Here is a 12,811-nt window from a genome sequence, read left to right as displayed (position 1 = left end):
AAAGGCGGGGCACCCCGTACCTGAACCCCGGGGTGGCCCGCCGGTGGCAGATTGTGCCACAGCGGCATAGCCTGCCGACGTGATCAGCTCCACCCCCGCACCGCGCAGAACCCCCTCCGCCTCGTCCTCTTCGTCTTCTTCGCCCTCCCCCGCGTCCCTCACGGAACGGCGCAAGGCCGAGACCCGGTGGGAGATCGCGAGGGCGGCGGCCCGCCTCTTCGTGACCCAGGGGCTGCGCACCACCCGCGCCGAGGACATCGCCCAGGCGGCCGGCATCGCACCGCGCACCTTCTACCGGTACTTCGCCTCCAAGGAGGAGGCCGTCGCACCGCTCTACGCGGCGGGTGCCGAGCGCTGGGCCGAGGCGGTCCGCGAGGCACCGGCCCACCTGTCCGTCGCCGAGGCGCTGGAACACGGGGTGCGGCACACGCTGACCCCCGGCGCCGGTGTCTCCACGGCCTCCTGGGAATGGGTGCGCACCCTGATCCGCCTGGCCACCGGCCACCCCGCCCTGGGCAAGATCTGGGCGGAGGTCTGCCTCACCTCCGAGGGCGCCCTGGCCGAGATCCTCGCCGCCCGGCTGCACCGCGACAACGTTGCCGCACCCGACCTGCGCTTCGCGGCGGCGGTGGCCGGAGCGGCCGTACGGGTGGCGGTGGAGACGTGGGCCCAGGGCACGGCGGCACCGACGGGACCGGAGGGTCCGGCGGAGCTGGCGCTGGCCAACCTGCGGGGGCTGCGGGGGTTCTGGGACGGGGTGGCCGGGTCCTGATAGGGGTGGGACAGATCCCCGGGCTCCGGTGCGACCGCCCGGTATCCAGCGCCGTCCGGTACCCGGCGGGCCGATCCCGCGTCCGGGTCAGCCGGCCGCGCGGGTGAGCCGTACGCCCAGTTCCCGGACCGACGCCACCAGGTCCTCGGGGGCGCGCACCCGGAAGTCGCAGCCGACCATCAGCAGCCGTACCGCCAGCCACTGCACGGGGTCGCCGGTCGTCCCGCGCACCCGGCACCGCCGCGGCTCACCGTCATCGGCCCCCGGCTCGGGCTCCGGACGGCCCAGCCAGGCCGGCAGCCGGGCGGCGACGAACTCCGCGTCCGCCTCGAAGAGCACGTCGAACGCGTACTCCCCGCCCTCGTGCCCCCGCCGGATCGACCGCCGCAGGTACTCCGCCGCGTCCCCCTCCGGCAGCTCGCGCGGTGCGAACCGGGCCCCCGTGGCGAACGGCTCGCGCACCCGGTCCACCCGGAACGTCCGCCAGTCCTCGCGCCCGAGGTCGTAGGCGACCAGGTACCAGCGGCGGCCGGTCGAGACGAGCCGGTAGGGCTCGGTCAGGCGGCGCGACTCGGTGCCGTCCTTGGCGCAGTACCCGAACCGCAGCCGCTCCCGGCCGGCCACCGCCGACGCCATCACGGTCAGCGTCTCCGGCGCGATGCGCGCCCCGTCACCGTGGGTCAGCGGGGTGGTGGCGGCCTGGAGCGTGCTCACCCGGTGGCGCAGCCGCGCGGGCAGCACCTGCTCCAGCTTTGCCAGCGCCCGCACCGACGCCTCGTCCACGCCCTCCAGGGCGTGCCCGGCGCCCGCGCGCAGGCCCACCGCGATCGCCACCGCCTCCTCGTCGTCGAGCACGAGCGGCGGCATGGCCTTGCCCGCGACCAGCCGGTAGCCGCCGTCGGCGCCCTGGGTGGCCTGCACCGGATAGCCGAGTTCGCGCAGCCGGTCGATGTCCCGGCGGACCGTGCGCCGGGACACCCCGAGCCGGTCGGCGAGCTCGCCGCCGGGCCACTCGCGGGGCGTCTGCAGGAGGGACAGGAGCTGGAGGAGCCGGGCCGGGGTGTCCGTCGTCATGCGTCCGAGGATGCCGCAGCAATAGGACACGACCTGACCTATTGCGGTCCTACGGTGACGGCATGACCTCGAACGAGACCACCCCGGGCACCCGGACCAGCACCCGATCCGACGGACCGACCGGCGCGGCGCCTCCCGACCGCAGGCGATGGTTCGCGCTGGCCATCGTGATGACGGCGGCCTTCATGGACCTCGTCGACGTCACGATCGTCAACATCGCCATCCCGTCGATCCAGCGCGACGCCGGCGCCTCCTTCAGCCAGATCCAGTGGATCACCGCCGGCTACGCGCTCGCCTTCGCCGCGGGACTGATCACCGGCGGGCGGCTCGGCGACATCCACGGCCGCAAGCGGCTGTTCCTGCTCGGCATCGCCGGGTTCACCGTCGCCTCCGCCCTGTGCGGCTTCGCCGTGAACCCGGAGATGCTGGTCGCCTCCCGCATCCTGCAGGGCGCGATGGCGGCGATGATGGTCCCGCAGGTGCTGTCGATCGTGCACGCCACCTTCCCGGCGCACGAGCGCGGCAAGGTGTTCGGGCTGTTCGGCGCGATCGTCGGACTCGGCGCGGTGTCGGGCCCGCTGCTCGGCGCCCTGCTCACCGAGTGGAACCTCTTCGGCCTCGAATGGCGCCCGATCTTCCTGATCAACCTGCCGGTCGGCGTCGCGGCCCTGCTCCTCGGCCGCCGCTTCATCACCGAGTCGCGTGCCCCGCACGCCCTCAAGCTCGACCTGGTCGGGGTCGCCCTGGTCAGCCTCGGCCTGCTGATGCTGCTCTACCCGCTGACCCGCGGCCGTGAGCTGGGCTGGCCGCTGTGGGGGTACGGGTCGATGGCCGGCGCGCTCGTGGTGTTCGGCGTGCTGGTCGCCTATGAGCGGCGCAAGGCCGCCCGCGACGGCTCCCCGCTGATCGAGCTGTCCCTGTTCCGGGTGAAGTCCTTCGCCGCGGGCATCGCCGTGCAGACCGTCTTCGGTGTCGCGCTCGGCGTGTTCTTCCTGGTCTGGACGCTGTACATGCAGATCGGGCTGGGCTGGAGCCCGCTGCGCGCCGGCCTGACGGGCGTGCCGTTCTCCATCGCCGTGTCGGTGGCGGCCGGGCTGTCCGTGCAGCAGCTGGTCCCGCGCTTCGGCCGCAAGGTCCTCCAGGCGGGCGCCCTGACGATGGCCGTCGGCGTGCTGCTCTACATCGCGGAGTCCGACCGCTACGGCCTCGGCATCGCCCCCTGGCAGATGGCGCTCCCGCTGGTCGTGATGGGCCTCGGCATGGGCCTGATCGTGGCCCCGCTGACGGACGCGATCCTCTCCGGGGTGCCGCGCGAGCACGCCGGTTCGGCGTCCGGGCTGATCAACACCGTGCAGCAGATGGGCAACGCGCTCGGCCTCGGCCTGGTGTCCGTCGTCTTCTTCGGGCAGATCTCGGACCACCTCACCCCGGACCGGGTCGGCCCGGCCTTCGTGAACGCCTTCCAGCACGCGCTGGTCTGGGTGGCCGTGGTGATGGGCACGATCTTCCTGCTGATGTTCGCCCTGCCCCGGCGTCCGGCCCAGCACGTCGAGGGGGCCGATGCCCCGGCGCCGTCCGCGGCGGGGGAGCACGACGAGGAGCGGGACGGGGAGCGGGACGGGGAGCCGGCGGCGCACGCGCTGGTGCCCTGAGCCCCTCGCTCTCCCGGGCCCGGCACTCCCTCAGGGGGTGCCGGGCCCGTTCTTGGCGTCCGAGCGCCTGGGCCTCTGCCCGTTTGTGTCCGAACCGGGTCCGGACCTGTTTACTTTCACGACGTCCGGGCGTAACCTCGCGGCGAAACCACACGTTCGGGCATGACGCGGAGGCGAACGGACATGTACGCACCGGAGCGGCAGCAGGAGATCCTGCGGCTCGCGCGCGACGGCGGCCGGGTGGACGTGCTCTCGCTGGCGGAGGAGTTCCAGGTGACCGCGGAGACCATCCGCCGGGACCTGAAGGCCCTGGACCGCGCCGGCCTGGTCCGCCGCGTGCACGGCGGGGCCATCCCGGCCGGACGCCTCGACTTCGAACCGGACCTCGCCGAGCGCGAGGGCACCGCCGCCGACGAGAAGGACCGCATCGCCAAGGCGGCCCTCGCCGAGCTGCCGGCCGAGGGCACGATGATCCTCGACGCCGGTACGACGGTCGCCCGCCTCGCCGCCGCCCTGCCGCTGGAGGCCGACCTCACCGTCGTCACGCACTCCCTGCCCATCGCGGCCCGCCTCGCGGACCACCCGGGGATGCAGCTCCACCTGATCGGGGGGCGCGTCCGGCACCGTACGCGCGCCGCCGTGGACGCCTGGGCGTTGCGGGCGTACGGCGAGATCCGCGCCGACGTGCTGTTCGTCGCCGCCAACGGCTTCTCCGTCGAGCACGGGCTGACCACCCCCGACCTCGCCGAGGCCGCGGTCAAGCGCGCCGCGATGGCCGCCGCCCGCCGGGTCGTCCTCCTCGCCGACTCCGCCAAGCACGGCCAGGAGCACTTCGCCCGCTTCGGTGGCCTGGGCGACGTGGACCTGTTGATCACTGACAGCGGGCTGAGCCCCGACGACGCGGCCGCGATCGAGCGCGGCGGCACGGAAGTAGTGCGCGCATGATCCTCACCGTCACCCCGAACCCGTCCCTGGACCGCACCTACGAGGTCCCCTCCCTCGACCGCGGCGAGGTCATCCGCGCGTCGGGCGAGCGCATGGACCCGGGCGGCAAGGGCGTGAACGTCTCCCGCGCCGTCGCCGCCGCCGGCCGGCGCACGGTCGCCGTCCTGCCCCTGGGCGGTGCGCCGGGCGCCCTCGTCGCCGACCTGCTCGACGCGCAGGGCATCGAGGTCGCGCCGGTGCCGGTGGCCGGCGCCACCCGGTCCAACATCGCGCTCGCCGAGTCCGACGGCGTCCTCACCAAGATCAACGCGCCGGGCCCGGAACTGTCCGCCGCCGAGCAGGAACTGCTGCTCGAGACCGTGCGCGAGCAGTCCCGCGACGCCGCGTGGATCGCCTGCTGCGGCAGCCTCCCGCGCGGCCTCGCCCCCTCCTGGTACGCCGACGTCGTCACCCGGGCGCACGCCTCGGGCGCACGCATCGCCCTCGACACCTCGGGGCCCGCGCTGCTGGAGGCGCTGCGCGCGGCGCCCGACGTGGTGAAGCCCAACGCCGAGGAGCTCGCGCAGGCCGTCGGGCGCCCCCTGACGACCGTGGGCGACGCGGTCAAGGCGGCCGAGGAACTGCGCGGCATGGGCGCGCGCGCCGTTCTCGCCAGCCTGGGTGCGGACGGCCAGCTGCTGGTGGAGGACGGCGGAACCTGGTTCGCCACCGCGCGCGTGGGGACCGTGCGCAGCAACGTCGGCGCGGGCGACTCCTCCCTCGCCGGTTTCCTCGTCGCCGGCGGCAGCGGCCCCGAGGCCCTGGCCTCGGCCGTCGCGCACGGCGCGGCCGCCGTCCAGCTGCCCGGCAGCGTGATGCCGACCCCGGCCGACCTCGACCCGGCCGCGGTGACGGTCACGGCGGAGGTCCCGGTCGGCCGCGAGCTGACGGAGCGGGTGTCATGACGCCGACGGTTCTGACGGCTTCGACGGCGGCTCCTACGGCCCCGACGGCGACTCCAACGGCTCCTGCGGTCCCGACGGCCCCCGCGTCCTTCCGTCCTGCGGTGCCCGAGCGGCGAGGCTCCCCGTTGCTCGCCGCCGTCCGCCCCCAGCCCCAGCCCCAGCCCCAGCACCCGCACCTGCACCTGGTCCTCCCCCTGCCTCCGGCAGCCCCCCGCAGCACCCCCGTCCCCCATCACGCCCACCCCCTGACTGCCCGGGCGATACGCGTGCGAAGGAGCCCGCGATGAGCGACATGATCACCGCGGACCTGGTCGATCTCGACCTGTCCGCCGACACCAAGGAAGCGGCGGCGCGATCCCTCGCCGAGCGCATGGTCGCCCAGGGCCGGGTGACCGACCTCGACGGCTTCCTCGCCGACGTGGCCGCCCGCGAGGCCCAGATGCCGACCGGCCTGGACGGCGGCATCGGCATCCCGCACTGCCGCAGCGCGCACGTCACCGAGCCGACGCTCGCCTTCGGGCGCAGCGCCGCGGGCATCGACTTCGGCGCCCCGGACGGCCCGGCCGACCTGATCTTCCTCATCGCCGCGCCGGCCGGCGCGGACGACGCCCACCTGACGATCCTGTCGTCCCTGGCCCGCCAGCTGATGAACGCCGACTTCACCGCCGCGCTGCGGTCGGTGCCGGACGCGGAGGGTGCGGTGGCCCTGATCCGCGGGGACGAGGCGCCGCGGGCGGCCGGTGGGACGGACGCCCTGAGCGCTGCCCCGGCCTCCGACGACTCCGCCTCGGCCCCGGCCTCGGCCTCCCAGGACTCCGCCGTGGCGCCGGGGGCGGCCTCCGCCGGCGCCACGGCGGGCCGTACGGCCCCGGCCGCGGCCGGAGCCGCGACGCCTGCCAGGTCCGCCACGGTGGACCCGGCCGCTGGTTCCGCCGAGGGCCCGTTCCGCATCGTCGCCGTCACCTCCTGCCCGACCGGCATCGCCCACACCTACATGGCGGCCGAGTCCCTGGAGAACGCCGGCCGCGAGGCGGGCGTCGAGATCACCGTCGAGCCGCAGGGCTCGGCGGGCTTCACCCGGCTCGACCCGGCGGTGATCGCCGCGGCGGACGCCGTGATCTTCGCGCACGACGTGCCGGTCCGGGAGAAGGACCGCTTCGCGGGCAAGCCGACCGTGGACGTCGGCGTGAAGGCGGGCATCAACCGCCCCGCCGAGCTGATCGCCGAGGTCCGCGAGAAGGCGGCCCGCGGCGAGACCACGGCACCGGCGGCCGCCGGTCAGGACCCGGGCACGCCGGTGGAGCGGGCCGGGGACTCCACCGAGGGCTACGGCACGAAGCTGCGCACGTGGCTGATGTCCGGCGTGAGTTACATGGTCCCGTTCGTCGCGGCGGGCGGTCTGCTGATCGCCCTCGGCTTCGCCATCGGCGGCTACAAGATCAACAAGGCGCCGTCGGTGATGGACCACTTCATCTGGACCCAGGCCGACAGCTGGGGCGCGCTGCTCTTCCAGATCGGCGGCGTGGCCTTCGGCTTCCTGGTCCCGGTCCTCGCCGGGTACATCGCCTACGGCATGGCCGACCGGCCGGGCCTGGTCCCCGGCTTCGTGGGCGGCGCCATCTCACTCACCATCAACGCGGGCTTCCTCGGCGGTCTGGCCGCCGGTCTGATCGCCGGTGGCGTGGTGATGGCGATCCAGCGGGTGCGCATCCCGGCGGCCCTGCGGGGCATCATGCCGGTGGTGGTGATCCCGCTGATCTCCTCGGCGATCGTCGGGTTCCTGATGTTCGTGGTGATCGGCAAGCCCATCGCCTCCGCCCAGAAGGCCATGACCGACTGGCTGGGCGGCCTCACCGGCACCAACGCCGTCCTGCTCGGCGCGCTGCTCGGCCTGATGATGTGCTTCGACCTCGGCGGCCCGGTCAACAAGGTCGCGTACACCTTCGCCACCGCCGGCATCGCGGTCTCCGACCCGGGCGACTCGGCGATGAAGATCATGGCCGCGGTGATGGCCGCCGGCATGGTCCCGCCGCTGTCGATGGCCCTGGCCACGACCGTGCGCGGCAAGCTGTTCACCCCGACCGAGCGCGAGAACGGCAAGGCCGCCTGGGTGCTGGGTGCCTCCTTCATCTCCGAGGGCGCGATCCCGTTCGCCGCGGCGGACCCGCTGCGCGTCATCCCCTCCTCGATGGTGGGCGGCGCAATCACCGGTGCCCTGTCGATGGCGTCCGGCGCCACCCTGCGCGCCCCGCACGGCGGCATCTTCGTGGTCCCGCTGATCGGCAACCCACTGCTCTACCTGGTCGCCATCGCGGCCGGCGTCTGCGCCACCACCGCCCTGGTCGTCCTGCTCAAGGGCTTGCGCAAGCCGGCCCCGGGCGCCACGCCCACGGGGACGGCGGACGGCGGCACCACGCCGACGGCGCCGGGACGGAAGGAGCAGCCGGTCGCGGCGTGAACGGACGGACGGGAGCCTTCACGGGCACCGACACCGGCACCCCGCCCGCACCGGCACCGGCATTGGACCGGGAGCGAGACCGGGACGGGAACCGGGACCGTACGACGACGGCCGACCGCGGAACCCCTCGGGGGTGCGTGGTCGGCCGCTCGGGTGTGGGGCCCGGGCGCGGGTCAGCCCACCTGCGCCGCCCGGCGCTCCATCGCCTCGCGGGCCTCCGCCTCCGACGGGTACACCTCGCACATGTGCCGGCCGTCGGGCGTGGCCGTGTGCTCGACCTCCCACAGGGAGATCTCGCGGCCGTCGCGCAGCAGGAACGCGTGCTCGTAGAGCGCGTATCCGAGCCGGATGCGGCCCGCCCGGCAGGGACGGCCGAACGCCTGGGTGATCTGGTGGGCGCACGCGGTGCTCAGCAGGTCGGCCAGGTCCTGTCCCGGCCGGTCCGCGTTCTCCGCGCGGCGCAGCAGACGGCGGGCGTGGTCGGCCGAGTCGTCCGGCAGGTACTCGTGGCGGGGCGTGGGGATCGGGGACAGCTGGACCAGCACCGGCAGTTCGAAGTCCGGGGTGTCCGGCGGCAGGGGCAGGCGGCCGGTGGCGGCGCGCAGCTCCTCCTCGTCGACGTACACCTCGTGCTGCGGTTCACTGCCCGGCGCGGTGTTGTGGACGAGTTCCCACAGGGTCAGCGCCGAGCCGTCGGCCAGCAGCCAGGTGTGCCGGTACGTCTCACGGTGCAGACCCGCGCTGTGGTGCGCCGAGTGCAGCGAACTGTCGTGCGCGAGCGCGCAGTCGAGCTGCCGTATCGTGTCGTCCGGCAGTTCGAAGGAGTTCAGGGCGCGACCCAGGAGCCGCGCGAGGTGCTCCTCCGGAGACTCGGGCGACTCGGCTGGTTCGTACGCTGTCGTCTCGTACGGAACGCTCAAGGTTTCTCCCGGCGTTGCTGCATGTCACCTTGTGGGTGCATACCGTAGCCCCTCGGCCGGACATCATGTCCGGGAACCGAGAAAACGTACGCCGGGAAAACGCGCGGGCCGCGCGAGATGTTCCCGCGCGGCCCTGCTTTCCATCAGAAATCGCCGGTCAGCGGCGTGTTGGGGCAGAAGTGCGCCCGCTCACACCGCGCTCCCCGCCTGCCACTCGCCCCACGACAGGTTCCAGCCGTTGAGGCCGTTGTCCGGCGCGACCGTCTTGTCGGGGGAGTTCTTCACCACGACCACGTCACCGACGAGCGAGTTGTCGTAGAACCACTGGGCCGAGCTCGCGCCCTGCGCGCCCTGCACGTCCGCGAGCCCCACGCAGCCGTGGCTGGTGCCCTCCCGGCCGAAGGGCGGATTGCCCTGGTTGTACCAGTAGTTGCCGTGGATGAACGTGCCCGACTGCGTCAGCCGCATCGCGTGCGGCACGTCCGGGATGTCGTACTCCCCGCCCAGCCCGACCGTCCGGCTGTTCATGCGGGTCTGCACGAACTTCTCGGAGATCACCATCTGTCCGTTGTACGTGGTGTGCTCCGGGCTGCCCGACGAGATCGGCACCGACTTGAGGAGCTGGCCGTCCCGGACGACCGTCATGGTCTGCGTGTCGACGTCCACGGTGGACACCTGCGAGCGCCCGACCGTGAAGGTCACCGTCTTCTTCTGCACCCCGAGCACCCCGTTGGCGCCCTCGACCCCGTCCAGGTCGATCCGCATGGTGACCTTGGAACCGGCCTTCCAGTACTCCTGCGGCCGGAAGTCCAGGCGCTGCGTGCCGAACCAGTGCCCGACGACCTGCTGCCCGCTGCTCGACGTGACCGTGATGTGCGACTGCACCGCCTTGCGGTCGCTGATCGCCTTGTCGAACGTGAACGACACCGGCATGCCCACCCCGACGGTGCTGCCCGCGTCCGGCGTGTACGTGCCGATGAAGCTGTTGTCCGAACTGACCGTCGTGAAGATCGAGTTGGCCGCCGAGGTGCGGCCCTCGCCGTCCTTGGCCGTGGCCGATATCTGGTACTTCGTACCCCGCTCCAGCTGCTCCTTCGGCTTCCAGCTCTTCCCGTCCGCCGACAGTGCGCCGGGCACCTCCGCGCCCGAACCGGCCACCGTCATCCGTACGGTGGCCAGCCGGCCGTCCGACACGCGGACGCCGGTCGTGTTGATCGACGCCCCCGTCGAACCGTCCTTGGCCGAGATGGCTATCTGCGCGGTCGACGTCTTCGCGCCGCCGCTGCCGCCCTTGGCGTCACGGTCGGCGTCGGCGTCGGCGTCGCCTCCGCAGGCGGTCAGGGTCAGGGCGCCGACCACGAGGGCGGCCGCGGCCCCCAGTACGCGCCGCGCTGCAATGTCCGGCGTTGTCACGGGCTGCTCCAGCTTCAGGTGATGTGCGGGTGTCCGCTCCAGTACGACCAGGAAGAGGGGCGGGACCCGGCGCGGGGTTCCGCCCGCACCGAGCCGGACACCATCACGTGACAGAACCGGGACAATCACGGACCGGGCCGGGTCCCCCTACCCGCGTCCGACCCCGTAGAGCTCCGTGTACGACGGCCACGCGCCGCCCGCCGACTCCACCGGCTCCGCCGCGCGCACCGCCCGCACGATGGCCCGCGTCACCACGTCCGCGCCGGCGGCGAGCACGTCGTTCAGCGCTAGGGGGTCGTCGACGACCGCCGGGTCCCCACCGGGCCGCGCGTCCTCGGCGGGGGGCTGCTGCTGGTCCTGGGTCGCCCTGGCGAGGGGCCGGGCGCCCGTCGCGAGGGCGAACACCGTGTCCCCGTCGTGCAGCAGGTGCACCGGCCGTACGGCGCGGGCGATGCCGTCGTGCGCCGTGCCCGCCAGCTTCTGCGCCTGTGCCTTGGACAGGCGGGCGTCGGTGACGACCACCGCGAGCGTGGTGTTCAGCGGCGGGGGAGCGTTCCTGGCGGCGTTCTCCGCGAGCCGCCGGAGCGCGGCCTCGTGCACGTCCTCGTCGGGGAGCCGCAGGCGCCGCCCCTCGTACCACTCCCCGTACAACGCGCCCGTCGCCGGATCCACCGGTGAGCCCACGGCGTTGGCCACCACCAGCGCGCCCACCGTGATCCCCGAGTCGAGGACGACGCTCGCCGTGCCGACCCCGCCCTTCAACGCGCCGATCACCGCACCCGCCCCGGCGCCCACACAGCCCTCCGTCACCGGCGCCCCCGGCGGGGTCGCCGCCGCGGCCTCCACCGCGGCCCGCCCCGTGGCCGCGTCCGGCCGGGCCCGGAAGTCGCCCCCACGCCCCAGGTCGAAGACACAGGCGGCCGGCACGACCGGCACCACGTGCGTGGGCTCCGGCCCGACGCGCACCCCGCGCCCCTGCTCCTCCAGCCAGGCCATCACCCCGGAGGCCGCGTCCAGCCCGTAGGCGCTGCCGCCGGTCAGGACGACCGCCTCGACCCGCTGCACGAGGTTGCGCGGGTCGAGCGCGTCGGTCTCCTTCGTCCCGGGCCCGCCCCCGCGCACGTCCACGGCGGCCACCGCCCCGCCCTTCGGGGCGAGGACGACGGTCGTACCGGTGAGCCACCCGCCGCCCACCCGCGTCGCGTGCCCCACCCGCACCCCGGCCACGTCCGTCACAGCGTCGACTGTCATGGCAGCCAGTGTCACCCACGCAACCGGCTGTCAGCCGACGGCGTCCGAGGCCTGCCTCGCCGTGTCCTCCCGCGCCTCCGCACGCGCCGTCAGCGTGGTGCCCGTGGCCACCGCGAGCGCGCACACCAGGCCCGCCGCGAGAACCGCCCCCTCACCGAGGAACGTGCAGCCGATGACCAGCAGCGCGGTGACCGGCAGCACCAGCTGCTGGGCGAGGCCCACCTTGAAGTGCCGGGCGTGCAGCGCCCACACCGTGAGCAGGAACAGCGCGGTCGGCACCGTCACGGCGGCGGACGCGGCCGTCGTCGACACGTGGGCCGTGCCGACCGCCTGCTCCACCGCCACCTCCAGGCCGGCGCCGATCGCCGCCGCCGACGCGAAGATCAGGTAGTGGCCGTACCCCCACAGGAACGCCTGCGCGCTGGACCGCAGGTGCCCGTGGATCGGCACCACGAAGTAGATCCACCAGGCCGCGAACACGATCAGCAGCCCACCCACCGCGATCGGCACCAGCTCGCCCAGCGCGTCGTGCTCGTCGACCGCCGACTTCACGGCGACCGTGGCCGCCGCGATCGTCTCGCCGAGCACGATGATCGTGAACAGCCCGTACCGCTCGGCGATGTGGTGCGGGTGCCAGGACGTCATGAAGTCCCGCTCCGCGACCATCGGCACGCTCAGCTCCGCGATCACCATCACCAGGAACACCCACGGCCGGGCCGGCTCCGGCAGCACGACGAGCCCCAGCCAGCCGACCATGCACAGCAGCACACCGGAGGCGTAGCGCAGTGCCGTGGTCCGCTCGGCGCCCTCGGCCGCGCGGGCGGCGCGCAGCCACTGGGCGGCCAGCGCCAGCCGCATGATCAGGTATCCGAGCCACACGACCACGAAGTCGTGCTCGCCGAAGGCCCGCGACACCCCGGCGGCCAGCACGAGCACCCCGGCGATCTGCACGAGCGTGACGACCCGGTACGGCACGTCGTCGTTGTCGTAGGCCGAGGCGAACCAGGTGAAGTTCATCCACGCCCACCAGATGGCGAAGAACACCATCGCGTAGTCCAGGACGCCCTGTCCCGCGTGCCCCTCCGCGACCGCGTGCACCAGCGCCGCCCCGGCCTGGGCGATGGCGACCACGAAGCACAGGTCGAAGAACAGCTCGAGCGGCGAGGCCACCCGGTGCGCCTCGCCCCGCCCCCGGGCGACGAGCCTGCGCACCGGCCGCGTCCGAGGGGCGGAGGGGGAAGAAGAGGACGAGGGAGACGAGGAGGACGAGGAGGGCGAGGGGGAAGGGGAGTGCGAAGTCGAACCGGTTGTCATGGGTCCCAGCACAGCAGACGAACCCCCGGAAAGCCCGCCCAGCGGCCCACGGACCCGTGTCCTCCCCG

Annotated in this window: 10 protein-coding genes; 5 read left to right on the top strand and 5 right to left on the bottom strand. The window is 73.9% G+C overall.

The genetic code is table 11. The annotated features are described in order from the left end of the window. Positions 1-82: 82 nt before the first annotated feature. The gene (locus E4U91_RS14900) at positions 83-772 is read left to right on the top strand and encodes a TetR/AcrR family transcriptional regulator (protein ID WP_422070937.1); all 690 of its coding nucleotides are present in this window, start codon (positions 83-85) and stop codon (positions 770-772) included. Positions 773-859: 87 nt separating this feature from the next. On the opposite strand, the gene E4U91_RS14895 is transcribed toward E4U91_RS14900, so the two are convergent. Beyond that, positions 860-1,846 carry a helix-turn-helix transcriptional regulator gene (locus E4U91_RS14895; protein ID WP_137307312.1) on the bottom strand — a complete coding sequence of 329 codons (987 nt, stop codon included), beginning with the start codon at positions 1,844-1,846 and terminating at the stop codon, positions 860-862. A gap of 62 nt (positions 1,847-1,908) precedes the next feature. On the opposite strand from E4U91_RS14895, the gene E4U91_RS14890 reads away from it, so the two are divergent. The 4 genes from E4U91_RS14890 (at position 1,909) to E4U91_RS14875 (ending at position 7,845) form a co-directional block, all read left to right on the top strand. Further along, positions 1,909-3,498 (top strand): MFS transporter, encoded by a 1,590-nt coding sequence (locus tag E4U91_RS14890; protein ID WP_422070899.1) that lies wholly within the window; start codon positions 1,909-1,911, stop codon positions 3,496-3,498. 183 nt (positions 3,499-3,681) lie between these two features. Further along, entirely contained in the window at positions 3,682-4,443 is a 762-nt protein-coding gene (locus tag E4U91_RS14885; protein ID WP_137307311.1) for a DeoR/GlpR family DNA-binding transcription regulator, read from the top strand. Continuing rightward, positions 4,440-5,387 carry a 1-phosphofructokinase gene (gene pfkB, locus E4U91_RS14880; protein WP_137307310.1) on the top strand — a complete coding sequence of 316 codons (948 nt, stop codon included), beginning with the start codon at positions 4,440-4,442 and terminating at the stop codon, positions 5,385-5,387. Before E4U91_RS14885 ends, pfkB begins: the two co-directional genes overlap by 4 nt. 283 nt (positions 5,388-5,670) lie before the next feature. Beyond that, a complete protein-coding gene (locus E4U91_RS14875) occupies positions 5,671-7,845 on the top strand; it encodes a PTS fructose transporter subunit IIABC (protein WP_137307309.1) in 2,175 nt (724 codons plus the stop codon). 173 nt (positions 7,846-8,018) lie between these two features. Here E4U91_RS14875 and E4U91_RS14870 read toward each other — a convergent pair whose 3' ends face one another. The 4 genes from E4U91_RS14870 to E4U91_RS14855 form a co-directional block, all read right to left on the bottom strand. Beyond that, the gene (locus E4U91_RS14870) at positions 8,019-8,765 is read right to left on the bottom strand and encodes a DUF6227 family protein (RefSeq protein ID WP_137307308.1); all 747 of its coding nucleotides are present in this window, start codon (positions 8,763-8,765) and stop codon (positions 8,019-8,021) included. A 189-nt stretch (positions 8,766-8,954) separates the two neighbouring features. Next, positions 8,955-10,178, bottom strand: a complete 1,224-nt coding sequence (locus E4U91_RS14865; protein ID WP_137307307.1) for a L,D-transpeptidase — start codon at positions 10,176-10,178, stop codon at positions 8,955-8,957. Positions 10,179-10,325: 147 nt separating this feature from the next. Beyond that, positions 10,326-11,429 carry a P1 family peptidase gene (locus E4U91_RS14860; protein ID WP_137307306.1) on the bottom strand — a complete coding sequence of 368 codons (1,104 nt, stop codon included), beginning with the start codon at positions 11,427-11,429 and terminating at the stop codon, positions 10,326-10,328. A 30-nt stretch (positions 11,430-11,459) separates the two neighbouring features. Further along, entirely contained in the window at positions 11,460-12,743 is a 1,284-nt protein-coding gene (locus E4U91_RS14855) for a low temperature requirement protein A (protein ID WP_137307305.1), read from the bottom strand. Between the last annotated feature and the right edge of the window lie 68 nt (positions 12,744-12,811).

The sequence above is a fragment of the Streptomyces lasalocidi genome (assembly GCF_005280215.1).
GTDB lineage: Bacteria > Actinomycetota > Actinomycetes > Streptomycetales > Streptomycetaceae > Streptomyces > Streptomyces longwoodensis.
The sequence above is the reverse complement of the archived record's forward strand: the minus strand, read 5'-3'. Positions and strand labels throughout refer to the sequence as shown.

Coding starts and splice junctions, on each gene's coding strand:
- E4U91_RS14895 (WP_137307312.1), bottom strand. CDS start 1,846: ATGACGACGGACACCCCGGCCCGGCTCCTCCAGCTCCTGTCCCTCCTG.
- E4U91_RS14890 (WP_422070899.1), top strand. CDS start 1,909: ATGACCTCGAACGAGACCACCCCGGGCACCCGGACCAGCACCCGATCC.
- E4U91_RS14885 (WP_137307311.1), top strand. CDS start 3,682: ATGTACGCACCGGAGCGGCAGCAGGAGATCCTGCGGCTCGCGCGCGAC.
- pfkB (WP_137307310.1), top strand. CDS start 4,440: ATGATCCTCACCGTCACCCCGAACCCGTCCCTGGACCGCACCTACGAG.
- E4U91_RS14875 (WP_137307309.1), top strand. CDS start 5,671: ATGAGCGACATGATCACCGCGGACCTGGTCGATCTCGACCTGTCCGCC.
- E4U91_RS14860 (WP_137307306.1), bottom strand. CDS start 11,429: ATGACAGTCGACGCTGTGACGGACGTGGCCGGGGTGCGGGTGGGGCAC.
- E4U91_RS14855 (WP_137307305.1), bottom strand. CDS start 12,743: ATGACAACCGGTTCGACTTCGCACTCCCCTTCCCCCTCGCCCTCCTCG.